Here is a 21826-nt window from a genome sequence, read left to right as displayed (position 1 = left end):
TTACCCGGCCAAGTTATAACGGCAATAAGGGCGAAACATGAAACTTCCGAGCAACAGGCCCGGCGCACTTTTGTGGGCGGCACTTGGCGAATTCAAATCGACGTTGATCAGCGTCGGTTGTTTTACTGCGCTGATCAACATTCTCATGCTCGTGCCGTCGATTTATATGCTGCAAGTGTACGACCGTGTACTGACTTCGCAGAATGAAACCACCTTGTGGATGTTGACCCTGATGGTGGTGGGTTTCTTCGTATATATGGGCGTGCTGGAAGCGGTGCGCAGTTTCATTGTCATTCGCGTCGGCCATCGACTGGAACAGCGCTTAAACCTGAACATCTATCGCGCCGCGTTCGAACGTAACTTGCGCCAGGGTGATGGCGCCGCTGGCCAGGCCTTGAACGACATGACCCAGGTGCGCCAGTTCGTCACTGGCCCTGCGTTGTTCGCCTTCTTCGATGCCCCCTGGTTTCCGGTGTACCTGGCGGTGATTTTCCTGTTCAACGTCTGGCTGGGTGTGCTCGCCAGTGCCGGAGCCTTGCTGTTGGTACTGCTGGCCGTGCTCAACGAGCGCCTGACCCAGCGCCCGCTGGCCGAAGCGAGCAGCCTGCAGCAGCAGTCGAGCAGCCTGGCCGGCAGCCAACTGCTCAACGCCGAAAGCATCCAGGCCATGGGCATGCTCGGCGCGCTGCGCCAGCGCTGGTTCGCCTTGCACGGGCGCTTTCTCGAGTTGCAGAACCGGGCCAGCGACACGTCGGCAGTGATCACTGCCACCAGCAAGTCCCTGCGCCTGTGTCTGCAGTCGCTGGTGCTGGGCCTGGGTGCGCTGCTGGTGATCGAGGGCCAGATGACGCCGGGCATGATGATCGCCGGCTCCATTCTCATGGGCCGGGTGCTCGCGCCGATCGACCAGCTCATTGCGGTGTGGAAGCAGTGGAGCGGTGCGCAGTTGGCCTACAAGCGCCTGGAAACCTTGCTGCAGGAGCATCCTGAACCACCAGTGCCAATGTCGCTGCCAGCGCCTGACGGTCAGTTGTCCATCGAGCAGGTCAGCGGCGGGCCACCGGGGCGCAGGGTCGCCACCGTGCAGCAGGTCAGTTTTGCCCTGGCGCCCGGTGAGGTGCTGGGGGTGCTGGGGGCTTCGGGGTCCGGCAAGTCGACCCTGGCCAGGTTGCTGGTGGGTGTCTGGCAACCGCTGGCGGGGCATGTGCGCCTGGATGGCGCCGAGCTTTCCCAGTGGGACCGCGATGCGCTCGGTCCGCATATCGGCTATCTGCCGCAAAGTATCGAGCTGCTGCGTGGCAGCATTGCCGAGAATATCGCCCGATTCGGCGAGCTCGACGGCCATAAGGTGGTGGAGGCTGCGCGTCTGGCGGGGGTGCATGAATTGATCCTGCGCTTGCCGCAGGGGTACGACACGCGCCTGGGCGAGGGCGGTGGCGACCTCTCTGGCGGCCAGAAGCAACGCATTGCCTTGGCGCGCGCGCTCTATGGCAGCCCGTGTCTGATCGTGCTCGACGAACCCAACTCCAACCTCGACAGCCTTGGCGAGGCGGCGTTGGCCAATGCCATCGTCCAGTTGAAGGCTCTGGGGCGCACGGTGGTGCTGGTGACCCATCGCAGCGCGGCGCTGGCCCAGGCTGACAAACTGCTGGTGATGAATGACGGGCGCGTGCAGGCGTTTGGCCCTGCGCGGGATATTCTCCAGGCGCTGGGCCAGGGCACCGCACAGCGGCCGCTGCAAGCCGGAGGTGGTGCATGAGCCGCGTGACGAGCGATGCACGCTTCTACGTGCGCCTTGGCTGGCTGCTGACCCTGCTGGGCTTTGGCGGATTCATGGCCTGGGCCAGCCTTGCGCCGCTGGATCAGGGCGTGGCGGTGCAGGGCACCGTGGTGGTGTCGGGCAAGCGCAAGGCAGTGCAGTCGATGGCTGCCGGGGTGGTCAGCCGGATTCTGGTCAGCGAAGGGCAGATGGTGCGTCAGGGGGAGCCGCTGTTCCGCCTCGATCGTACCCAGGTACAAGCAGATGTCGAGGCGCTGCAGGCCCAGTACCGCATGACCCAGGCCAGCCTTGCGCGTTGGCGCGGTGAACGGGACAACGTGGGGCAGGTGCAGTTTCCTGCGGAGCTGATGGATGAGTCCGATGCGCAACTCGGCCTGGTTGTTGAAGGTCAGCGCCAGCTGTTCGATAGCCGTCGCCAGGCCCTGGCCCGTGAACAGGGCGCGGTGTCGGCCAGCATCGAAGGCTCCCAGGCCCAACTGGCCGGCATGCGCCGGGCACGGGGCGACCTGCAGGCCCAGGCTGACTCCCTGCGCGAGCAGTTGGACAATCTGCGCCCGCTGGCCGGCGAGGGCTACATCCCGCGCAATCGGGTGCTCGAATACCAGCGGCAGTTGTCCCAGGTGCAACGTGACCTGGCGCAGAACGCGGGCGACAGCGCGCGCCTGGAGCAAGGCATCGTCGAGGCCCGGCTCAACCTGCAGCAGCGACGCGAGGAATACCAGAAAGACGTGCGCACCCAACTGGCCGAGGCCCAGGTCAAGGCCGCGACGCTGGAGCAGCAGCTCAACTCGGCACGCTTCGAGTTGCGTCACAGCGAGATCCTCGCACCCGCCGACGGCATCGCCGTCAACCTGTGCGTACACACCGAGGGTGCAGTGGTGCGGGCAGGCGACACGTTGCTGGAGATCGTGCCGCAAGGCGCAGCGCTGGAGGTGGAGGGGCGCTTGCCGGTGAACCTGGTGGACAAGGTCGCGCCGCAGTTGCCGGTCGATATCCTGTTCACGGCCTTCAACCAGAACAGCACGCCACGGGTCACCGGCGAGGTGGCGCTGATATCGGCCGACCAGTTGCTCGACGAGCGCAGCGGCCAGCCGTACTACGTGCTGCGCAGCACCGTCAGCGAAGAGGCGCTGGCGCGTTTGCAGGGCTTGTCGATCCGTCCGGGCATGCCCGCCGAACTGTTCGTGCGCACTGGCGAGCGCTCGCTGCTCAACTACCTGTTCAAGCCCCTGCTCGACCGTGCAGGCAGCGCCTTGACCGAACAATAAGGAGGTTGCGATGAAATCATCTGCAACCGGTCTGCTGGCGGCCTGCGTGCTGCTGCCGACACTGGCCCAGGCCGGCATGGGGCCGTTTCAGGTCTACGAACAGGCCTTGCGCCGCGATCCAACCTACCTCGCCGCCTTCAAGGCCCGCGAGGCAGGCCAGGAGTACCGCGCCATCGGACGTGCAGGCCTGCTGCCCAATCTTTCCTACAGCTACAACAAGGGTCGCAACGATTCGAAAGCCAGCTACCTCGGTGATTCGCGTCGTTCGAGCGAAGACAGGCGCTATGACAGCTATGGCTCGACTTTCATCCTCCAGCAACCGCTGTTTGACTATGAAGCCTATGCCGCCTACCGGAAGGGGGTGGCCCAGGCGCTGTTTGCCGACGAGAGCTTCCGCGACCAGAGCCAACAGTTGCTGGTGCGGGTGATGACCAGCTACACCCAGGCCCTGTATGCCCGGGATCAGATCGCCATCAGCGTGGCCAGCAAGCAGGCCTACCGCCAGCAATTCCAGCAGAACCAGCGCCTGTTCCAGGCCGGCGAGGGGACGCGCACCGACATCCTCGAGGCCCAGGCACGTTTCGAGTTGGCTGATGCCGAGGAAATCCAGGCACGTAACGACGAGGATGCCGCATTGCGCGAACTCGGTGCGCTGATCGGCGAGCCGGCTGTGCGCATCGATGAGCTGGCGCCGCTGCGCAGTGGCTTCGCCTTCCCGCAGGTTACGCCAACCAGCTATGAGGCCTGGCAATCGCTGGCGCTGGCCAGCAACCCGCAACTCGGCTCGCAGCGTCATGCGCTGGAAGTGGCGCGCTACGAAGTCGAGCGTAATCGCGCCGGGCACCTGCCCAAGGTCAGCGCCTTCGCCACTTCGCGGCGCCAGGAGTCGGACAGTGGTAACACCTACAATCAGCGCTACGACACCAACACCGTCGGTATCGAGATCAGCGTGCCGCTGTTTGCCGGTGGTGGCGTCAGCGCTTCGACGCGCCAGGCCAGCCGGCATCTGGAGCAGGCCGAGTACGAACTGGATGGCAATACCCGCAACACGCTTATCGAGCTGCGCAAGCAGTACAACGCCTGCGAGTCCGGCGCCAGTCGCTTGCGTGCCTATGAGCGGGCGCTGCAGGCGGCCGAGGCGCTGGTGGTGTCGACGCGCAAGAGCGTGCAGGGAGGCGAGCGGGTGAGTCTGGATGTGCTCAATGCCGAACAGCAACTGGCGACCACCCGGCGTGACCTGGCGCGGGCGCGCTACGACTACCTGCTGGCCTGGATCAAGCTGCATTACCAGGCAGGGACCTTGAGCGAAGCGCAGTTGGCGCGAGTGGACGAAGCCTTCGTGGCGGCTGGCGGATAGGGGCGGCCAGTGGGCCGCTCCCTGTCGCAATTGCTCAGGCGGCCAAACCGCCATCGGCCAGCAGGCTGGCGCCGGTGATGTAGCCAGCCTCAGGCCCTGCCAAGTAGGCGACGAAGCTGGCGATTTCATCGGCATGCCCGTAGCGTCCGATCGCCATCAACGGGATCAGGCTGTCGGCGAACTCGCCGCTGGCCGGGTTCATGTCGGTGTCCACCGGGCCAGGCTGCACATTGTTGACGGTGATGCCCTGAGGGCCGAGGTCACGGGCCATGCCGCGGGTCAGGCCGACCAGCGCGGACTTGCTCATGGCGTAGGGCGCGCCGCCTGCGAACGGCATGCGTTCGGCGTTGGTGCTGCCGATGTTGATGATCCGGCCACCCTGGCCCATGTGTCGGGCCGCGGCCTGGCTCGCCACGAACACGCTGCGCACGTTGATCGCCAGCATGCGGTCGAAGTCGCCGAGGTCGAATTCGGTCACTGGCGCCACGGCCAATACGCCGGCGTTGTTGACCAGGATGTCGAGGCGGCCGAAGGCTTTGACGGTGTCGTGCACCGCTTGCTGTACCGCGCTGGCATCAGCGCTGTCGGCGCGCAGGGCCAGAGCGCGGCCACCCTCGGCGTTGATGGCGTCAGCCAGGGCCTGCGCGGGGGCAGCAGAGCTGACATAGGTAAAGGCGACCTGTGCGCCTTCGCGGGCCAGGCGCCGGACAATGGCGGCACCGATGCCGCGGGAACCGCCCTGGACCAGGGCGACTTTGCCTTCGAGGTTCGATACGTGGGACATGCTGCTCTCCTGAAGCGAGCAAGGCGGTGTGCCTTGGATGGGGCCAGTATCGGCGTGTGATTACCTGCTGATAAGATCGCAATCACTATCATCAGAGTGAACTTCTGGTTGGGAATCGCTTATGGAATCCTTCAGCAGCCTCGAGTGCTTCATCACCAGTGCCGAGGTCGGCAGCTTCGCCGAGGCCGCCCGGCGTCTGTCCATCACACCTGCGGCGGTGGGCAAGAACGTCGCCCAGTTGGAATCTCGCCTGGGTGTGCGCCTGTTCCAGCGTAGTACGCGCAAACTGACCCTGACCGAGGCCGGGCAACGCTTTCTCGGTGAGGTGAGCGAGAGTTTTCGCAGCATCCAGTACGCTGTGGCCAACCTGGCCAGTAGCGAAGGTCAACCGGCCGGGGTGCTGCGGGTCAGCATGGGCATCGTGTTCGGGCGTTTGTACGTGCTGCCGTTGCTGGGAGAGTTCCTGCGCCGATACCCGGCGATCACACCGGACTGGCATTTCGACAACCGCCAGGTCGACCTCATCGGCCAAGGGTTCGATGCGGCGATTGGCGGCGGCTTCGACCTGCCGCCGGGAGTCGTTGCGCGCAAGCTGGCGCCTGCACACCGAGTCTTGGTAGCCGCGCCTGAGTACCTGCAGCGGCACGCGCCGATCCAGATGCCGGAACAACTACCCCAGCACGACGGCATCCTGATCCGTTCACCGCAGACCGGGCGAGTGCGCTCCTGGCCGCTGACCAGCCGCAACCAGGAGCAGCGCCCGCTGCACCTGCGCCAGGCGATGACCATGAGCGACTCGGATGCAGCCTGCGCTGCGGCGGAGCAGGGGCTGGGCATTGCCTTGGTGAGCATGCCGTTCGCCGTGCCGTACTTCGCCAGCAAACGCCTGTGCCGGGTGTTGCCGGACTGGTATGTGGACGATGGCAGCGTCAGCGTCTACTACGCCGAGCGCAAGCTGCTGCCGGGCAAGACGCGCGCGTTCATCGACTATCTGTTGGCGTGTTTCGAGGCGCAGGGGTTGGCGAAGCAGTTCGATGCGATGGCAGGCGCCTGAACTCTGCCGTCAGTCGACTTCGACAACGAACTGCACCTGCGCCACCCCGGCGAGCACCAGGCTTACTTCGTCATCGAGTTTCTTGCCGATCAACTGCTTGCCCAGCGGCGAGCGCGGGGTGATCACGGTCACCCGTCCAGGGCCTTCGCCGATTTTCAGCCCGGCGCCCTCGGGGCCGAGAAACAGCAACTGCTGGCGACCTTGCTCATCTTCAAGCGTTACCCGGTTGCTCAGCTGGATGCCGCGCGCCGGATCGTAGTCGCGCAGCAGTAATTGCTGGTAGCTCAGCAGCGCCTGGCGGATTTCGGCGGTACGGCGCGCCTGGCCGGTGGCGAGATAGGAGGCCTCGAGCCCCAGGGTGTCGTACTTGTTCTCGGCGATGTTCTCTTCGGCGGTGGCGGTTTCGTAGGCGGTCTGGGCGGCGCGGCGCAGCACCTCCATGTCGTGCTCGAGGGTGTCGATGATGCGCGCGAGCAGGGTTGGCTTGTCCATGGTCAGCGGCAGAACTCCAGCACGTTGGCCTGGCTCTTGTCGGTCGGTGCATTGCGGTTCTGCTGCAGCCAGAACTGGCATCTGGGGTTGTTCAGGTTGCGCGGGTTGGCCTCGATGGCCTGTTGGGCTTGCTGCGTGTTGAGGATTTCCTTGTAGCGCTCGAACATCGCCTGCTGCGCGTCGGCCGGTTGCGGCGGGGCAACTGGGGCGAGGGCGCTGCGTGCCGGTGCCACTGCCTGGGCCAGTGGCTCGACCTGCTGTGGCCACAGCTGCCAGGCCAGCCACAGGCTTGAAGCGATGGCGACGGCGCCGAGCCACAGGCCGAAGGCCACGCAGACAATCAACTGCAAAGGGTTCAGGGTGATCTTCAGTTCGCGGCGACGGGGCATCGTGGCCTCCTGGCAGGGGTCGATCGAGGTGCCATTGTCGCATGGCTGTGCGATTTGTTTTATTGCCGGGTGCGGGTAGCGCTTTTGTCGGTGCCGGTTTATCCGCACAATCCATGGTTTTCTGCGCTGCGAGGGGAGTGGTCGTGAAAGCCACCTGGGACATTTTCTGCACGGTCGTCGACAACTACGGCGATATTGGCGTCACCTGGCGCCTGGCGCGCCAGCTCGCCAATGAGCATGCGTTGACCGTGCGCCTTTGGGTGGACGACCTGCACGCGTTCGCACGCCTGTGCCCGGAGGCTGATCCACAGGCCGCGCGGCAATATCAGCAAGGCGTCGAGGTATGCCATTGGCCGGTCGATTGGCCCGCATGCGAAACCGCCGAGGTGGTGATCGGTGCCTTCGGTTGCCGACTGCCGGCGGCCTATGTCGAAGCCCTGGCCGAGCGCTCGACACCAGCGTTGTGGCTGAACCTCGAATACCTGAGCGCCGAAGACTGGGTCGAGGGTTGTCATGGGCTGCCTTCGCCACAACCTAATGGCCTGCGCAAAGTGTTTTTCTTCCCGGGTTTCACCGCCAATACCGGCGGCTTGCTGCGTGAAGGCGAACTGCTGGGCAAGCGTGCTGCGTTCGAGCAGGATGCTGCCGCGAGCAAGGCATTCCTTGCCGGCCTCGGCGTGAAACCTGCGCCCGAGGCGCGACTGATGTCGTTGTTCGCCTACGAGAACGCGCAGTTGGGTCATTGGCTGGAAGCCCTGGCGGCAGACGATCAGCCCACCCACCTGCTGGTCCCCGAAGGTCGAATCCTGTCCGACCTGCATGCGTGGCTGGGTGAACGACTGGCCGTGGGCGAGGTGCGCCAGCGCGGGGCGCTGACCTTGCAGGTGCTGCCATTCGTCAGCCAGGACGACTACGACCGTATCCTCTGGTGTTGCGACTTCAATGCCGTGCGCGGCGAGGACTCCTTCGTGCGTGCCCAATGGGCCGGGCGCCCTTTGCTGTGGCACATCTACGTGCAGGAAGAGAACGCTCACTGGGAAAAACTCGAGGCTTTTCTCAAGATCTATCGACAGGGTCTGTCGGACGATGCCGCAGATGCACTGGTGGCGTTGTGGCGTGCCTGGAACATGGATCGTGACATGGGCGAGGCCTGGCGCGGGGTGCTGAAACACTGGCCGCAACTGCAGACACATGCCCGGCAATGGTGCCTGGAACAGGCCACTCGGCCGGACCTTGCCACAGCGCTGGTACAGTTTTACCGAAATTGGATATGATATGCGGCCTCGATTTTTATAAATCCATCCAGATTCGGATACTTCGTAATGAAAACTGGTAAAGAGCTGAAACCCGGTACCGTACTGCGGATCGACAACGACCCGTGGCTGGTCCAGAAAGCGGAATTCACCAAGTCGGGCCGTAACAGCGCGATCATGAAGACCAAGCTGAAGAACCTGCTGACCGGCTACAAGACCGAAACCGTCTACTTCGCCGATGACAAGCTGGACGACGTGATCCTGGATCGCAAAGAAGCGACCCTGTCGTTCATCAACGGTGATGAATACACCTTCATGGACACCACCGACTACACCATGTACGAGCTGAACGCCGAAGACATCGACGCCGTTCTGCCGTACATCGAAGAAGGCATGGAAGATGTCTGCGAAGCCGTCTTCTTCGAAGGCCGTCTGGTATCGGTAGAACTGCCGACCACCATCAGCCGCAAAGTCGTCTACACCGAGAACGCTGCTCGTGGCGACACTTCCGGCAAGGTCATGAAACCTGCCAAGCTGGCCAACGGTACTGAAATCCAGGTCGCCGATTTCATCGAAATCGACGAGTGGATCGATATCGATACCCGCGACAACAGCTTCAAGGGCCGTACCAAGAAGTAATCCTTCTGGCGCCCACAAAAAACCCGGCCTTGGCCGGGTTTTTTTGTGTCTGGCGTTTACTCAGACCGTCACGTGCAGGCGCACATCGACGTTGCCGCGGGTGGCGTTGGAGTATGGGCAGACTTTGTGCGCCTTCTCCACCAGGCCTTCGGCATCTGCCTGGGCCAGGCCCGGCAGGTTGATGTGCAGGTCGATGTCCAGGCCGAAACCACCGGGGATCTGGCCAATACCGACCTTGGCGGTGATCGAGGCGTCGGCAGGCAGGGCTTTCTTCTCCTGGCCGGCGACGAACTTCAGCGCGCCGATGAAGCAGGCCGAGTAGCCGGCAGCGAACATCTGCTCGGGGTTGGTGCCTTCACCGCCAGCACCGCCCAGTTCTTTAGGGGTGCTCAGCTTGACTTCGAGCTTGCCGTCGCTGGAGCGGGATTTGCCGTCGCGACCACCAGTGGAGGTTGCTTCTGCGATGTACAGGGGAGTGACCTTTTGCATCTTGAGCCTCGCTTGTGTGCTGTGCGCCTTGGCGCTGGGTGGGTATGGGTTTAAATTAGCGCGCAATCATTTAGTGCGCAAGATAAATTTTCGACCATTCGTCCGACAGGCTTTCACAGCATAGCCCTCAGAGGCTTTTTTGCAGGCTGTTGCGCAGGTCGAGCAGTTCGGCTTGCAGCTTCTGCAAGCGTTCCACCGTGCGCCCGGAGGCTTCCAGGATGCAGTGCGGCACCTTGCTGGCCTCGTCGCGCAAATCACGGCCCTTGTCGGTCAGTTGCACCAGCACCACGCGCTCATCCTCGCGGCTGCGGGTGCGCTTGAGCAGGCCTTCGCTTTCCAGGCGCTTGAGCAGCGGGGTGAGCGAACCGGGGTCGGTCAACAGGCGCTGGCTGATTTCGCCTACGGTCAGGCCGTCCTGCTCCCACAGCACGAGCATGGCCAGGTATTGCGGGTAGGTGAGGCCCAGGGCCTGCAACAAGGGTTTGTAGACCTTGGTCATCAGCAACGAGGTGGAGTGCAGGGCGAAGCACACCTGATTGTCCAGCAGCAGCTCGTCGCAGGGGGCTTTGATGTCGGCGTTCATGCAGGTCCTTGAATGAGTTCAGTTAAGAATCTAGCACGCTGATCGTTAGCGCGCTCATCAACCACGCAGTCCACTGCGTAGCGCCAGGTCCCAGGGAGGGACAGGACTGAAGCGGCTCTTGAGGAATTCGAGCAGCAAGCGGCTGCGAGAGTTCGTTTCATGTTCGAGTCGTAGTGCATAGATACCGGTCGTTTCCGGTTCGGGCAGGCCGTTTTCGCAGAACAGCGGCAGCAGTTCACCGCGCAGCAGGTATTCGCTGACCAGCCAGGTGGGCAGGTGGGCGATGCCGAGGCCGGCGAGGGCGCCGAACAGCAGGGTTTCGGCATTGTTGGCGGTCATGCGCAGGCGTGCCGGGCGGTACAGGCGCACCTGGCCGTCGACGGCGAAGCGCCAGGCGAACGGTGGTGCCAGGCCATCCCAGTCCAGGCCGTCGTGCTGCGGCAGTTCGCTGGGACAGGTGGGCACGCCTCTGGCGGCCAGGTACGCGGGGCTGGCGCAGGCGATGCGCACCATGTAGGCCAGCGGCGTGGCGACCAGACGTGTGTCGGCCAGAGTGCCTGCGCGCAGCACCAGGTCGACCTCGCCCAGGTGGCTGCCGTGCATGTCGACGAAACTGTCGATCAGGCGCAGTTGCACATCGAGCCCGGGGTAAGCCACCAGGAAGTCCGCGATCGCTGGCGCCAGGTGGCGGCGGCCGAAGGCTGCAGGGGCATCCATGCGGATCAGGCCTTCCGGGGCATTGCTCAGGGATACCGCTTCGGCCCGTGCCAGGCGCAGTTCCTCGATGATGCGCCGGGCGCGCTCGGCGAAGGCATTGCCTGCCGGAGTCGGGCGCACGGCATGGGTGCTGCGCACGAACAGGCGGCTGCCCACGGCGTTTTCCAGGTTGTCGATGCGTCGGGCGACTGCCGAAGGCGTCAAGGGGTGACGGCGCGCGGCCGCCGAGAAGCTGCCGGTTTCGAGTACATCGAGAAACAGACTCAGTTGTTCGGTGAGGATATCTGGACTCATGACCCTTCCCATGCTTGTGCGTAAAACGCAAAGCCATTGTGCGCTGCTGTGCGTTTCCCTGCCAGCCTCCACTGGGTAGCATGCCTGGATTGAGAATGCAGTCGAATGAGGCACTGATGATCGAGTGGTTGATGTACATCGTTTTGGGCGCGGCGCTGGGCACCATGGGCGGCCTGTTCGGGATCGGCGGTGGGTTGATTGCGATTCCTGCACTGGGAGTGCTGTTCGGTCTCGACCAGCAGCTGGCCCAGGGTACGGCGTTGGTGATGGTGGTGCCCAACGTGCTGCTGGCGCTGTGGCGCTATCATCAGCGCAACCGCATCGAGCTGCGCCATGCCGTGCCGCTTTCGCTGTGCAGCTTCATCTTTGCCTGGCTGGGCTCGATCTGGGCGGTAGGGCTCGATGCACACTCCATGCGCCTGGGCTTCGTCGCGTTCCTGGTGGCGCTGGCGGTGTGGAACGTGGCACGCATGTTCATGAAAGCCAGCCCGCCGAGCAGCCAGCTGCGTTATCCCTGGCCGTGGCTGGGTGTGCTGGGCTGTTTCGCCGGTAGCATGGGCGGGTTGTTCGGCGTTGGTGGCGCGGTAGTGGCCACGCCGATCCTGACCAGCGTGTTCGGCACCACCCAGGTGGTGGCTCAGGGCCTGTCGCTGGCGCTTGCGGCGCCGAGCACCATGGTGACGCTGCTCACCTATGGCGTTCATGGCAGCGTTGACTGGCATGTCGGTATTCCGCTGGCGGTAGGCGGATTGCTCAGCATCAGTTGGGGCGTGAAGCTCGCCCATGCGCTGCCCGAGAAAGTGCTGCGTACGCTGTTCTGCGTGTTCCTGATCGTCTGTGCGGTGATGCTGGGCCTGGAGCTCTGACAACCTTTACCTGAAACCGTCGATCACATAGTCGGCCATGCAGTCGGTGATCGGCGAATGGCTTTGCGCGTTGCGCAGCAGCATCACATTGGCCATCGGCAACTGCGGCAGGCCCTGGTCTTCGCCGAGAATGCACAGCGAGTCGCCGATCAGGCTCTGCAACTGGGCCGTAACCGCCAAACCCGCGCCGACGATGGCAAAGATCGCAGCCAGGCTCGGACTTGTGTAGGCGATGCGGTAATCGATCCCCTGATGTTCGAGGGCATTGCAGGCCCAGGAGCGGCAGAAACAGTCGGTGTTGAACATCGCCAGGGGTATCGGGCGCTGTTCGTGGGGGCAGAAGCCCTTGGCAGCGGCCCATACCAGGCGTTCCTGGCGCAGCAGTTGGCCCACCTCGGCACCTGGCTCGCGGGTGATGATCGTCAGGTCAAGGTCCTGGCGCAGCATCAATTGCTTCGATGGCTCGCAATGCACCTCTACCTGGATCAGTGGATAGCTGCTGGCAAAGCTGGTGAGTATCGCCGGCAGAAAGCGCATGGCGTAGTCGTCCGGTGTACCGATGCGCACTACGCCGACCATGTGTGGCATGCGCAAGGTGTTGAACACCTCGCCGTGCAGCTTGAGGATGCGCCGGGCATAACCGAGCAGCACCTGGCCCTCGGCGGTCAGGCGCACCTGGCGTCCGTCGCGCTCGAACAACTGGCGCTGGAGGATGTCTTCCTCCAGGCGTTTCATCTGCATGCTCACGGCCGACTGGGTTCGGTTGACGACCTCCCCGGCACGGGTGAAACCACCTTGTTCGGCGATGGCAACGAAGGTGCGCAAGACGTCGGCGTCGAGGCTCTGGTAGGTGGACATTGCATCAATCCTCCAGATGCAAGATATAAGAAACATTCGTTGGATTGATCCTAAGCTCGGCGCGAGACTGAAGCCACTCACACGGAGGGCTTCACGATGAAAGGTCATGTCGGTTTTACCCACACTTCCTTCTCCTTGGGCCAACTGCTTGCACAGGCGCTTGAGCGACTGTTGCGCTGGCAGCAGCTGTACCGCCAGCGTCGGCAATTGGCCAGCCTCAGCGACGATGCGCTGCACGATCTGGGGTTGAGTCGGGCAGATACCCTGCAGGAGGTGGAGCGTCCGTTCTGGGACGATCCGTTGCGCAAGTAATGGTGTCGCTGCGGGGCATGGCCGCCCCGCGGCGTTTACAGGCTGTAGTAGTAGCCGCGGCTGCGCAGGGCAACGATGCGTGGACGGCCATCGGCGTGGGGGCCGATCTTCTTGCGCAGGTTGCTGACGTGCATGTCCAGGCTGCGGTCATAGAGCGTCAGTTTGCGGCCCAGGCCGATCTGCGCCAGTTCCTGCTTGTCCAATGGCTCGCCGGGTTGGCGCAGCAGGGCTTCGAGGATGCGGCTCTCGGAGAGTGTCAGGCTCATCTCGCGCTGATCGATGCTGACTACCCCGCGCACGGGGCTGAAGGCCAGGTCGCCGATCTCGATCTGGGTGCTGGGCGCCGCCGGATGACTGCGGCGCAGCACGGCACGCAAGCGAGCCGTCAGCTCACGCGGGTCGCAGGGTTTGGCCAGGTAATCGTCGGCACCCAGCTCCAGGCCCAGGATACGGTCCAGGGGTTCGCCACGGGCCGACAGCATCAATACCGGCAGTTCGGCGTGGTCGCTGCGCAGTTGCTTGAGCAGCTCCAGGCCGCTGCCATCGGGCAGCATCACATCCAGCACCACCGCCGCCGGGGCGTGGGCGGCCAGGGCCTGGCGCGCGCTCTCGCCGTCGTGGCAGGCGCGGACCGCAAAGCCCTCCTGAGTCAGCCAGCTACCGAGCAGCTCGCACAACTCCTGGTCATCATCAATCAGTAACAGCTCGCTCATGACTCACTCAATTCAACCATTGTCGGCGTCTTCTGTGTCCGCCGCTGGCTAAGATACCGCAGACTGCCGACAACAGTGCAACGACCGATCCGATCAGGAACCACTGCTGCTGGTCGGTAAGCAGGCGTAGGGGGCTGGTGGTCTGCAGTTTTTCCACCGTAGCCTGCAGGCGCTGGTTGTCCTGGCGCAGGCGTTCGAGTTGGGTGCTTTGCCGGGCGCTGTCGGCATTTTGCAGCTGTTTGCTCAGTGCAGCGCGCTGTTTCTCGCTTTCCTCCAGACGTTGCTGCAGCTCGGTGATGCGCGCACCGGCTTCCAACGACAGAGGCTGTTCGGCGAGGGCGAGGGGAGAGAGCAGCAACAGGCAGAAAAGCAGCAGGGACATCGGACCTTGGCGCATCGGAACTCCTGATTCTTGTTCGATTCAGAAGGTTGTCGGCAGTGGGTCGCAATAGATGAATCCGGGGATTGCCTGGGCCTGTGCGCGTGCAAGTCGTCGTGAAGGCTTGCCCGCGAACAGGCTCGATCAGGCTCAGGGCAGCACTTGCTTGAACGGTTTGACCACCACCTTCTCGTACACGCCTGCCGCGATGTACGGGTCGGCGTCGGCCCAGGCCTGTGCGGCGGCAAGGGAGTCGAATTCGGCGACGATCAGGCTACCGCTGAAGCCGGCCGCGCCGGGATCGTTGCTGTCGATGGCCGGATGCGGCCCGGCCAGGACTACACGGCCTTCGGCCTTGAGCTGCTGCAGGCGCTCGATGTGCGCAGGGCGTGCAGCCAGGCGTTTTTCCAGGGAGTTTTCGACGTCGCTGGCGATGATGGCGTAGAGCATGTCAATCCTTGGGCTTAGGGGTGGAAGGGTCGGTGTCGTGCAGGTGGCGCGACAGGTACACGCCCTGGGCCACCAGGAAGATCACGGTCATGCCCAGGCTGCCGAAGACCTTGAAGTCGACCCAGAACTCCTGGAACGTGAAGGCGACGAACAGGTTGGCTGCGCCGCAGACCAGGAAGAACAGGATCCAGGCCAGGTTCAGGCGGGTCCAGATTGTTTCCGGGAGTGTCAGGGCATGGCCCATGATGCGTTTGATCAATACCCGATCGCCGATGAAGTGGCTGCCGGCGAAGGCCAGCGCGAACAGCCAGTTGACCACCGGCGCTTTCCACTTGAGGAAGGTTTCGCTGTGGAAGGCCAGGGTGAGGCCGCCGAACACAAGGCAGGCCACCAGCGTCAGCAACTGACCCTTTTCGAGCTTGCGATGGCGCAGGAACAGCGCGCCGTAGACCACCACGGAGCTGATGATGAGCATCGCCGTGGCACTGTAGATGCCGCCGAACTCGAAGCTTTGTCCGGCGAATTCGACCGGGCGTGGGTCCAGCTTGTAGACGATGAAGAACAGCAGCAGCGGGATGAAATCGATGAATTGTTTCACAATGGCAGCCAGAAGCGGGATGTGACGGCATAATAACAAACATCGATTCCGGCGAAAGCGCTCCTCCATGAATGTTGATCTGCACTGTCACAGCACGGCCTCCGACGGCGCCCTGTCGCCCACGGCACTGGTCGCCCGCGCCCACGAGCACGGGGTGCGCACGCTGGCGCTGACCGATCACGATACCCTCGAAGGGCTCCCCGAGGCGCGCCAGGCGTGTCTTGACCTGGGCATGCAATGGGTCAGCGGAGTTGAGCTGTCATGCACCTGGGGCGGTGCGACCATCCATGTGCTGGGTTACAACTTCCCCCTCGATGCCCCGCCACTGTTGGAGGCCATCGAGCAATTGCACCGTGGTCGCTGGCTGCGCGCCGAGGATATCGCCAAGCGTCTGGCGGGCAAGGGCATGCCCGATGCGCTCGAGGGCGCGCGCGCCGTGCAGCAGGAACTGGGCGACAGCGGCAACGCGCCGGCGCGCCCGCACTTTGCCGAATTCCTGGTGCGTGCGGGGCACGTCAAGGACCGCGGTGAGGCGTTCCGCAAATGGCTGGGCGCCGGCAAGCTGGGTGACGTCAAGCTGCATTGGCCGACACTCGAGGAAACTGTCGCGACCCTTCGTCAGTCCAATGCTTGGGTGAGCCTGGCCCATCCCATGCATTACGAACTGACTCGTAGCAAGCGCAGACGCCTGATCGCCGACTATATTCAAGCGGGAGGGCAGGCACTTGAAGTGGTCAATGGCATGATGCCGCCCGAGCAAGTGGGCACGATGTCCATCCTCACCCGTGAGTTCGGCCTGCTGGCAAGCGCTGGCAGTGACTTCCACGGCCCCGGCACCTGGGGCGAGATCGGTGCCTACCGGCCATTGCCCGAGGACCTGCCACCTCTGTGGCGCCGATTCAGCCATGAACAGCCTATGGCGGTATGAACAGGACGATTACGTGAGTCAATTCTTCCAGATTCATGCGGAGAACCCGCAAGCGCGCCTGATCAAGCAGGCCGTGGAGATTATCCGCAAGGGCGGGGTAGTGGTCTATCCGACCGACTCGGCATACGCCCTGGGTTGTCAGATCGGCGACAAGGCGGCGATCGAGCGGGTCCGGCGCCTGCGCGGCCTGAATAAAACGCACAATTTCACCTTGATGTGCTGCGACATGTCGCAGCTGGGGTTGTATGCCAAGGTCGATACCGGCACCTTCCGCCTGCTCAAGGCCCATATACCCGGCCCTTACACCTTCATTCTCAACGGGACCCGCGAGGTGCCGCGCCTGTTGCTGCATGAAAAACGCCGTACCATCGGCCTGCGCGTGCCGGACCATGGCATCACCCTGGCGCTGCTCGCGGAACTGGGCGAGCCGTTGATGAGCGTCAGCCTGATCCTGCCCGGCGACGATGAGCCGATGACCGATCCCTACGAAATCCGCGAACGCCTGGAGCACCACGTCGATCTGGTCATCGACGGCGGCTTCGGCGATCTGAAGGCGTCCACCATCATCGACCTGTCCGGTGACGAGCCACAGCTGATCCGCGAAGGCTGCGGCGATCCCACACCCTTCCTGGTCAACGCGTGAACCAGGTGCAGGCCCCCGAGGCGCCGACGGTCGAAACCGAGGCGCCGCAGCAACTGCAGTTGGCGCTGGTCTACGGTGAAGCCCTCACCGAAATGCCGGTTGATCTGTACATTCCCCCGGATGCCCTGGAAGTCTTCCTCGAAGCCTTCGAGGGCCCGCTGGACCTGCTGCTGTACCTGATCCGCAAGCAGAACATCGATATTCTCGACATCCCCGTGGCCGAGATCACTCGGCAGTACATGGGCTACGTCGAACTGATGAAGTCGGTGCGCCTGGAGCTGGCTGCCGAATACCTGGTGATGGCTGCCATGCTGGCCGAGATCAAGTCGCGCATGCTGCTGCCGCGCTCCAGTGAAATCGAGGAAGAAGAGGGCGATCCGCGCGCCGAGCTGATCCGCCGCCTGCAGGAGTACGAACGTTTCAAGGCGGCCGCCGAGGGTATCGACGAGCTGCCGCGGATCGGGCGCGAGGTGCTGGTGCCACAACTGGAGGCGCCGCAGGCCAAGGTGCGCAAGTTGCTACCCGACGTCGCGCTGGAAGAAATCCTGCTGTCGATGGCCGAAGTCATGCGCCGCAACGACTTGTTCGAAAGCCACCAGATCACCCGTGAGACCTTGTCGACCCGCGAGCGCATGAGCGAGGTGCTCGAGCGTCTGAAGGGCGAAGGCTTCGTACCCTTCATCGAGCTGTTCAGCGTCGAGGAGGGCAAGCTTGGTGTGGTGGTCACCTTCATGGCGATTCTCGAGCTGGTGAAGGAATCGCTGATCGAACTGGTGCAGAATGAGCCTTTCACCCCGATCCATGTCCGTGCCCGGGCCGAGTGACAGTAAAGAGCGCCGATGAACCTGAACGAACCCCGCGACCTTGCGTCGCTGATCGAGGCCTTTCTGCTGGCCTCTGGCAAGCCACAGTCCCTGGAGCGCCTCTTCGAATTGTTCGAGGAAGCAGAGCGCCCGGCGCCTGCCGTGTTCAAGAAGGCCCTGGAGGTGCTTGGCAAGTCCTGCAATGGTCGCGCCTTCGAGCTCAAGGAAGTGGCCAGCGGCTACCGTTTGCAGATTCGTGAGGACTTCGCACCCTGGGTCGGTCGCCTGTGGGAGGAGCGCCCGCAGCGCTATTCTCGCGCGCTGCTCGAGACCATGGCCTTGATTGCCTACCGTCAGCCGATCACCCGTGGCGAGATCGAAGATGTGCGTGGGGTGGCAGTCAACAGCAACATCATCAAGACCCTGATGGAACGCGAGTGGATCCGCATCGTCGGCTACCGCGAAGTGCCTGGCCGCCCGGCCATGTTCGCCACCACCAAGGCGTTTCTCGATCATTTCAACCTCAAGAGCCTCGATGAGTTGCCGCCCCTGGCCGAGTTGCGCGAGATGGAGCCAGAACCTGTGCTCGACGACCTGGACGATGCGCCGGTGCCCGCGCACCTGCAGGCGTTGGCCGATGCCAGCCTGGGCGAGGATGGGCCGGAAGACGAGGGTGAACCGAAGGAGGAGACCAGCTTCCGCAGCCTGCTGGTGGAGCTGGATGCCATGGAAGAGGGGCTCAAGACCGACTTCGAGGATTTGCGCGAGGAAGCGGGTGTGGTCGAGGACGAGGACAAGTCCTGATCTGCGCTGGCCCTTTTCACGGGCTAACCGCCGGGCAGAAAAACTTTCTCATCCCGATGCGCCAGCCCCATGAACCACGTACAATACGCGCCCCCTTGGCGCATCCGCCGCCAAACCGCTTTCACTACACCGTACACCGGGAGGTGCCCAGATGAGTGACAAAGACCTGCAAGAAACCCAGATCACCCCGCCGTCCGGCGAAAAGCTGCAGAAAGTGCTGGCACGCATCGGTGTGGGTTCACGCCGTGACGTCGAAGCCTGGATCAGCCAAGGCCGCATCAAGGTCAATGGCGTCGAGGCTACCCTCGGCCAGCGCGTCGACCTGCACGATGCCATCGCTGTCGACGGCAAGCTGATCAAGCGCGAGGAAGCCGCCGAGGCGACCCGCCGCGTCATCATGTACAACAAGCCCGACGGCGAGATCTGCACCCGTGACGACCCGGAAGGCCGTCCGACCGTGTTCGACCGCCTGCCGCGCCCGAAAGAAGGCCGCTGGATCAATATCGGTCGTCTCGACATCAACACCACTGGCTTGCTGCTGTTCACCACCGACGGTGAACTGGCCAACCGCCTGATGCACCCTTCCTACGAGATGGACCGCGAGTACGCGGTGCGTGTCCGTGGCGAGGTCGACGACGAGATGATCGAACGCCTCAAGGCGGGCGTGATGCTCGAGGATGGCCCGGCCAAGTTCACCGATATCCAGAAGGCGCCGGGCGGTGAAGGCTTCAACCACTGGTACCACTGCGTGGTGATGGAAGGCCGCAACCGTGAGGTGCGTCGCCTGTGGGAGTCCCAGGGCATGGTGGTCAGCCGCCTGAAGCGTGTGCGCTTCGGCCCGGTGTTCCTCAACTCCGACCTGCCGATGGGCCGCTGGCGTGAAATGAGCCAGGGCGAGATCGACATCCTGGCCGCCGAAGTCGGGCTGCAGCCGGTGGCGCTGCCGACCCTCAACCTCAAGGCCAAGGACAAGCTCGAGCGCTTGCAGCGCAAGTCCACGCGCCCCATGGGGCGTGGCGAGCGCGTACGTGACTTGCGCCCAGCCAAGGATGCCGGCGAGCGTCAACCGCGCGCGGCCAGTGAGCGTCCGGCGCGTCCGGCTCGTGAGGAAGCACCGCGCAAGGGTGGCCGTGGCAGCACCGTTGCCGAACGCCCTAGCGAGATGCGCAAGCGTCCTGCACGTGCCGAAGGCGACAAGCCGGTTGGCCGTGGTCGTGGCAAGCCGCGTGGGTGATCGCATCCTGCGGTGAAAAGGCCAGCCTTCGGGCTGGCTTTTTTGTGCCTGGTCGAAAACTGAGCGTCCTCAAGCCCCTGAGTACGAAGCATTTTTCGTCACGCTGGAAAGTTTTTGAACCACCTTGTAACGAAATTTATACGAAGTCTGCCGGAATTGCCGTTCGGTTTCCTGCTTTGCAAGTTGGTGTAAACAGATCTTGCCGCATGCCGCGCTGTAGGGCCTTGCGCCGGCCATTCGTACTCTTGCCCAAAGCCCCGCCTCGCGCTGATATGACGGGCATTGCCACGTGCATCAGCCCACCACTGCAGTCGGGCCTACACAACAACAAATGGAGGCGCCATGTACGCCGATCACTACGCCATTGATGGCCCTTGCCACAGGACCGCTGCGTTTTTTCCCGAGGAAACGACGCAACGCGTTGACGCCTGCGCGCTCGCAGGGGTATACAATGCGCCGCGTTTTACCTGTGACCCCCTCGCGTACCACGCATTCTCGCCGACTCCCGGCTGATCCGCCTCAGGCTCCGTGCCAGGCGCGACGCCAGGGTCCGGGAACCCAAGGTAACCACCTTGCCTCATTCCGCTGTGCCACGAGCGCGGCGGGTCCGATTCCGTCACAGATAAAAACAAGCAGGTGACTTCGTTCATGAGTGGACACAATTCGCAGTCGTCAGGCGAACTCAAGCGTGGCTTGAAAAACCGCCATATCCAGCTGATCGCCCTGGGCGGCGCCATTGGTACCGGCCTGTTCCTCGGTTCGGCCGGGGTGATGAAATCCGCCGGCCCCTCGATGATCCTTGGCTACGCCATCTGTGGCTTCATCGCCTTCATGATCATGCGCCAGCTCGGCGAGATGATCGTCGAAGAGCCTGTGGCCGGCTCCTTCAGCCATTTCGCTCACAAGTACTGGGGCGGCTTCGCGGGCTTCCTGTCGGGCTGGAACTGCTGGGTGCTGTACATCCTGGTGGGTATGTCGGAGCTCTCCGCAGTCGGCAAGTACGTCCACTATTGGTGGCCGGAGATCCCGACCTGGGTCACTGCAGCGGGCTTCTTCCTGCTGATCAACGCGATCAACCTGATGAACGTCAAGGTGTTCGGCGAGGCCGAGTTCTGGTTCGCGATCATCAAGGTGGCCGCCATCGTCGGCATGATCGCCTTGGGCGCATATCTGCTCACCAGCGGCAGCGGCGGACCGGACGCCTCGGTGACCAACCTGTGGAGCCATGGTGGCTTCTTCCCCAATGGCGTGAGCGGGTTGGTGATGGCGCTGGCGATCATCATGTTCTCCTTCGGTGGCCTGGAAATGCTCGGCTTCACTGCCGCCGAAGCCGACAAGCCCAAGACCGTGATTCCGAAGGCGATCAACCAGGTCATCTACCGCATCCTGATCTTCTATATCGGTGCCCTGGTGGTGCTGCTGTCGCTGACCCCGTGGGACAGCCTGGTGGCCAGCATCGATGCTTCCGGCGGCAGCTACGGCAGCAGCCCGTTCGTCCAGGTGTTCTCGCTGCTGGGCAGTGACGTGGCGGCGCATCTGCTGAACTTCGTGGTACTGACCGCGGCACTGTCGGTGTACAACAGCGGCACCTACTGCAATGCGCGCATGCTCTACGGCATGGCCGAGCAGGGCGATGCGCCGGCGGGCCTGGCGAAGATCGACCGTCGTGGCGTGCCGGTGCGGGCGATCCTGGCGTCGGCAGCGTTCACCCTGATTGCCGTACTGCTCAACTACTTCATGCCGCAGCATGCCCTGGAGTTGCTGATGTCGCTGGTGGTCGCGGCGCTGGTGATCAACTGGGCGATGATCAGCTACTCGCACCTGAAGTTCCGCCAGCACCTTGACCGTACCGGCCAGAAACCGCTGTTCAAGGCGCTGTGGTACCCGTACGGCAACTACCTGTGCCTGGCGTTCGTGGTGCTGATCCTGGGCATCATGCTGCAGATTCCAGGGATCCAGATTTCGGTCTATGCGATTCCGGTGTGGCTGGTGGTGATGTATGTGTTCTATGTGATCAAGAGCAAGCGCATGGCGCAGGCGGGCACTGCGGCGGGTAGCGTGGCCAAGTAAGCCGGTAGCTTGATTCGGGAAACCCGGTGCCAGGGGCTGGCGCCGGGTTTTTTGTTGTCTGATCGGGCC

25 protein-coding genes are annotated in these 21826 nt (G+C 63.3%); 14 read left to right on the top strand and 11 right to left on the bottom strand.

The features are described from left to right. The first annotated feature begins 37 nt into the window (after window positions 1-37). Genes F6X62_RS21430 through F6X62_RS21420 form a run of 3 tightly spaced genes read left to right on the top strand, consistent with a single transcriptional unit; the run spans window position 38 to window position 4405 of the window. On the top strand, window positions 38-1759 hold the full coding sequence (locus F6X62_RS21430) for a type I secretion system permease/ATPase (RefSeq protein ID WP_153774625.1): 1722 nt from the start codon (window positions 38-40) through the stop codon (window positions 1757-1759). Then, window positions 1756-3048 carry an HlyD family type I secretion periplasmic adaptor subunit gene (locus F6X62_RS21425; protein ID WP_153774624.1) on the top strand — a complete coding sequence of 431 codons (1293 nt, stop codon included), beginning with the start codon at window positions 1756-1758 and terminating at the stop codon, window positions 3046-3048. Before F6X62_RS21430 ends, F6X62_RS21425 begins: the two co-directional genes overlap by 4 nt. Before the next feature lie 10 nt (window positions 3049-3058). Further along, the gene (locus F6X62_RS21420; protein ID WP_065862102.1) at window positions 3059-4405 is read left to right on the top strand and encodes a TolC family outer membrane protein; all 1347 of its coding nucleotides are present in this window, start codon (window positions 3059-3061) and stop codon (window positions 4403-4405) included. Between the two features lie 34 nt (window positions 4406-4439). Here F6X62_RS21420 and F6X62_RS21415 read toward each other — a convergent pair whose 3' ends face one another. After that, entirely contained in the window at window positions 4440-5189 is a 750-nt protein-coding gene (locus F6X62_RS21415) for a 3-oxoacyl-ACP reductase family protein (protein WP_153774623.1), read from the bottom strand. Window positions 5190-5310: 121 nt separating this feature from the next. Here F6X62_RS21415 and F6X62_RS21410 point away from each other — a divergent pair, with 121 nt between their 5' ends. Then, window positions 5311-6243: a LysR family transcriptional regulator gene (locus tag F6X62_RS21410; RefSeq protein ID WP_054891961.1), complete on the top strand. Its 933-nt coding sequence runs from the start codon at window positions 5311-5313 to the stop codon at window positions 6241-6243. A 9-nt stretch (window positions 6244-6252) separates the two neighbouring features. On the opposite strand, the gene F6X62_RS21405 is transcribed toward F6X62_RS21410, so the two are convergent. Both F6X62_RS21405 and F6X62_RS21400 read right to left on the bottom strand, forming a co-directional pair. After that, on the bottom strand, window positions 6253-6735 hold the full coding sequence (locus F6X62_RS21405; protein WP_054891960.1) for a GreA/GreB family elongation factor: 483 nt from the start codon (window positions 6733-6735) through the stop codon (window positions 6253-6255). 2 nt (window positions 6736-6737) lie between these two features. Further along, window positions 6738-7124 carry a hypothetical protein gene (locus tag F6X62_RS21400; protein WP_153774622.1) on the bottom strand — a complete coding sequence of 129 codons (387 nt, stop codon included), beginning with the start codon at window positions 7122-7124 and terminating at the stop codon, window positions 6738-6740. 143 nt (window positions 7125-7267) lie between these two features. On the opposite strand from F6X62_RS21400, the gene earP reads away from it, so the two are divergent. Together earP and efp are read left to right on the top strand one after the other, a co-directional pair. Continuing rightward, window positions 7268-8398, top strand: coding sequence for an elongation factor P maturation arginine rhamnosyltransferase EarP (gene earP / locus F6X62_RS21395; protein ID WP_153774621.1), 1131 nt, complete (start codon window positions 7268-7270; stop codon window positions 8396-8398). A 48-nt stretch (window positions 8399-8446) separates the two neighbouring features. After that, window positions 8447-9016 carry an elongation factor P gene (efp, locus tag F6X62_RS21390; protein ID WP_054891957.1) on the top strand — a complete coding sequence of 190 codons (570 nt, stop codon included), beginning with the start codon at window positions 8447-8449 and terminating at the stop codon, window positions 9014-9016. A 60-nt stretch (window positions 9017-9076) separates the two neighbouring features. Here the strand turns inward: efp and F6X62_RS21385 are convergent, their stop codons facing one another. The 3 genes from F6X62_RS21385 to F6X62_RS21375 form a co-directional block, all read right to left on the bottom strand. Beyond that, window positions 9077-9505 (bottom strand): organic hydroperoxide resistance protein, encoded by a 429-nt coding sequence (locus F6X62_RS21385; protein WP_011532840.1) that lies wholly within the window; start codon window positions 9503-9505, stop codon window positions 9077-9079. A 127-nt stretch (window positions 9506-9632) separates the two neighbouring features. Continuing rightward, window positions 9633-10088 carry a MarR family winged helix-turn-helix transcriptional regulator gene (locus tag F6X62_RS21380; protein ID WP_054891956.1) on the bottom strand — a complete coding sequence of 152 codons (456 nt, stop codon included), beginning with the start codon at window positions 10086-10088 and terminating at the stop codon, window positions 9633-9635. A gap of 57 nt (window positions 10089-10145) precedes the next feature. Next, window positions 10146-11099, bottom strand: coding sequence for a LysR family transcriptional regulator (locus F6X62_RS21375; protein WP_054891955.1), 954 nt, complete (start codon window positions 11097-11099; stop codon window positions 10146-10148). 116 nt (window positions 11100-11215) lie between these two features. On the opposite strand from F6X62_RS21375, the gene F6X62_RS21370 reads away from it, so the two are divergent. Next, window positions 11216-11965, top strand: coding sequence for a sulfite exporter TauE/SafE family protein (locus tag F6X62_RS21370; RefSeq protein ID WP_063546849.1), 750 nt, complete (start codon window positions 11216-11218; stop codon window positions 11963-11965). Between the two features lie 6 nt (window positions 11966-11971). Here the strand turns inward: F6X62_RS21370 and F6X62_RS21365 are convergent, their stop codons facing one another. After that, entirely contained in the window at window positions 11972-12823 is an 852-nt protein-coding gene (locus F6X62_RS21365; RefSeq protein ID WP_153774620.1) for a LysR substrate-binding domain-containing protein, read from the bottom strand. A 96-nt stretch (window positions 12824-12919) separates the two neighbouring features. Between F6X62_RS21365 and F6X62_RS21360 the strand changes: the two genes are divergently transcribed. Then, window positions 12920-13135 carry a DUF1127 domain-containing protein gene (locus F6X62_RS21360; RefSeq protein WP_054891953.1) on the top strand — a complete coding sequence of 72 codons (216 nt, stop codon included), beginning with the start codon at window positions 12920-12922 and terminating at the stop codon, window positions 13133-13135. Between the two features lie 35 nt (window positions 13136-13170). Here the strand turns inward: F6X62_RS21360 and F6X62_RS21355 are convergent, their stop codons facing one another. The 4 genes from F6X62_RS21355 to F6X62_RS21340 all read right to left on the bottom strand — a co-directional run bounded on the left by F6X62_RS21355 (window position 13171) and on the right by F6X62_RS21340 (window position 15275). Next, window positions 13171-13848: a response regulator transcription factor gene (locus tag F6X62_RS21355; protein ID WP_054891952.1), complete on the bottom strand. Its 678-nt coding sequence runs from the start codon at window positions 13846-13848 to the stop codon at window positions 13171-13173. Window positions 13849-13855: 7 nt separating this feature from the next. Further along, window positions 13856-14245, bottom strand: coding sequence for a translation initiation factor 2 (locus F6X62_RS21350; protein ID WP_153774619.1), 390 nt, complete (start codon window positions 14243-14245; stop codon window positions 13856-13858). Between the two features lie 132 nt (window positions 14246-14377). Then, window positions 14378-14677, bottom strand: coding sequence for a YciI family protein (locus F6X62_RS21345; RefSeq protein WP_050706755.1), 300 nt, complete (start codon window positions 14675-14677; stop codon window positions 14378-14380). A 1-nt stretch (window position 14678) separates the two neighbouring features. Next, window positions 14679-15275: a septation protein A gene (locus F6X62_RS21340; protein ID WP_112898890.1), complete on the bottom strand. Its 597-nt coding sequence runs from the start codon at window positions 15273-15275 to the stop codon at window positions 14679-14681. Window positions 15276-15342: 67 nt separating this feature from the next. On the opposite strand from F6X62_RS21340, the gene F6X62_RS21335 reads away from it, so the two are divergent. The 6 genes from F6X62_RS21335 to F6X62_RS21310 all read left to right on the top strand — a co-directional run bounded on the left by F6X62_RS21335 (window position 15343) and on the right by F6X62_RS21310 (window position 21757). Further along, window positions 15343-16203 carry a PHP domain-containing protein gene (locus F6X62_RS21335; protein ID WP_153774618.1) on the top strand — a complete coding sequence of 287 codons (861 nt, stop codon included), beginning with the start codon at window positions 15343-15345 and terminating at the stop codon, window positions 16201-16203. A 13-nt stretch (window positions 16204-16216) separates the two neighbouring features. Then, complete coding sequence (locus F6X62_RS21330) at window positions 16217-16846, top strand: L-threonylcarbamoyladenylate synthase (RefSeq protein WP_081255296.1); 630 nt, start codon at window positions 16217-16219, stop codon at window positions 16844-16846. Window positions 16847-16971: 125 nt separating this feature from the next. Beyond that, window positions 16972-17670, top strand: coding sequence for a ScpA family protein (locus F6X62_RS21325; protein ID WP_178117578.1), 699 nt, complete (start codon window positions 16972-16974; stop codon window positions 17668-17670). A 15-nt stretch (window positions 17671-17685) separates the two neighbouring features. Continuing rightward, entirely contained in the window at window positions 17686-18453 is a 768-nt protein-coding gene (gene scpB / locus F6X62_RS21320) for an SMC-Scp complex subunit ScpB (RefSeq protein WP_153774616.1), read from the top strand. Window positions 18454-18604: 151 nt separating this feature from the next. Continuing rightward, on the top strand, window positions 18605-19687 hold the full coding sequence (gene rluB, locus F6X62_RS21315) for a 23S rRNA pseudouridine(2605) synthase RluB (protein ID WP_065862088.1): 1083 nt from the start codon (window positions 18605-18607) through the stop codon (window positions 19685-19687). A 648-nt stretch (window positions 19688-20335) separates the two neighbouring features. Further along, complete coding sequence (locus F6X62_RS21310; protein WP_054891944.1) at window positions 20336-21757, top strand: amino acid permease; 1422 nt, start codon at window positions 20336-20338, stop codon at window positions 21755-21757. The last annotated feature ends 69 nt before the right edge of the window (window positions 21758-21826 follow it).

Origin of the sequence: Pseudomonas sp. MNR3A, from assembly GCF_009650575.1 — a bacterium.
In the GTDB taxonomy this organism is placed as follows: Bacteria; Pseudomonadota; Gammaproteobacteria; order Pseudomonadales; family Pseudomonadaceae; genus Aquipseudomonas; species Aquipseudomonas machongensis.
Note: the sequence above shows the minus strand (reverse complement) of the source record. Positions and strands in the feature narration are given on the sequence as shown.

Bases quoted from the DNA above. Each gene is read 5' to 3' on its own strand.
- F6X62_RS21375 (WP_054891955.1), bottom strand. From the start codon at position 11,099: ATGAGTCCAGATATCCTCACCGAACAACTGAGTCTGTTTCTCGATGTA.
- rluB (WP_065862088.1), top strand. From the start codon at position 18,605: ATGAGTGACAAAGACCTGCAAGAAACCCAGATCACCCCGCCGTCCGGC.
- F6X62_RS21370 (WP_063546849.1), top strand. From the start codon at position 11,216: ATGATCGAGTGGTTGATGTACATCGTTTTGGGCGCGGCGCTGGGCACC.
- F6X62_RS21430 (WP_153774625.1), top strand. From the start codon at position 38: ATGAAACTTCCGAGCAACAGGCCCGGCGCACTTTTGTGGGCGGCACTT.
- F6X62_RS21415 (WP_153774623.1), bottom strand. From the start codon at position 5,189: ATGTCCCACGTATCGAACCTCGAAGGCAAAGTCGCCCTGGTCCAGGGC.
- F6X62_RS21355 (WP_054891952.1), bottom strand. From the start codon at position 13,848: ATGAGCGAGCTGTTACTGATTGATGATGACCAGGAGTTGTGCGAGCTG.
- F6X62_RS21420 (WP_065862102.1), top strand. From the start codon at position 3,059: ATGAAATCATCTGCAACCGGTCTGCTGGCGGCCTGCGTGCTGCTGCCG.
- F6X62_RS21335 (WP_153774618.1), top strand. From the start codon at position 15,343: ATGAATGTTGATCTGCACTGTCACAGCACGGCCTCCGACGGCGCCCTG.
- F6X62_RS21400 (WP_153774622.1), bottom strand. From the start codon at position 7,124: ATGCCCCGTCGCCGCGAACTGAAGATCACCCTGAACCCTTTGCAGTTG.
- efp (WP_054891957.1), top strand. From the start codon at position 8,447: ATGAAAACTGGTAAAGAGCTGAAACCCGGTACCGTACTGCGGATCGAC.
- F6X62_RS21350 (WP_153774619.1), bottom strand. From the start codon at position 14,245: ATGCGCCAAGGTCCGATGTCCCTGCTGCTTTTCTGCCTGTTGCTGCTC.
- F6X62_RS21385 (WP_011532840.1), bottom strand. From the start codon at position 9,505: ATGCAAAAGGTCACTCCCCTGTACATCGCAGAAGCAACCTCCACTGGT.
- scpB (WP_153774616.1), top strand. From the start codon at position 17,686: ATGAACCTGAACGAACCCCGCGACCTTGCGTCGCTGATCGAGGCCTTT.
- F6X62_RS21360 (WP_054891953.1), top strand. From the start codon at position 12,920: ATGAAAGGTCATGTCGGTTTTACCCACACTTCCTTCTCCTTGGGCCAA.
- F6X62_RS21405 (WP_054891960.1), bottom strand. From the start codon at position 6,735: ATGGACAAGCCAACCCTGCTCGCGCGCATCATCGACACCCTCGAGCAC.
- F6X62_RS21380 (WP_054891956.1), bottom strand. From the start codon at position 10,088: ATGAACGCCGACATCAAAGCCCCCTGCGACGAGCTGCTGCTGGACAAT.
- F6X62_RS21310 (WP_054891944.1), top strand. From the start codon at position 20,336: ATGAGTGGACACAATTCGCAGTCGTCAGGCGAACTCAAGCGTGGCTTG.
- F6X62_RS21425 (WP_153774624.1), top strand. From the start codon at position 1,756: ATGAGCCGCGTGACGAGCGATGCACGCTTCTACGTGCGCCTTGGCTGG.
- F6X62_RS21365 (WP_153774620.1), bottom strand. From the start codon at position 12,823: ATGTCCACCTACCAGAGCCTCGACGCCGACGTCTTGCGCACCTTCGTT.
- F6X62_RS21410 (WP_054891961.1), top strand. From the start codon at position 5,311: ATGGAATCCTTCAGCAGCCTCGAGTGCTTCATCACCAGTGCCGAGGTC.
- F6X62_RS21345 (WP_050706755.1), bottom strand. From the start codon at position 14,677: ATGCTCTACGCCATCATCGCCAGCGACGTCGAAAACTCCCTGGAAAAA.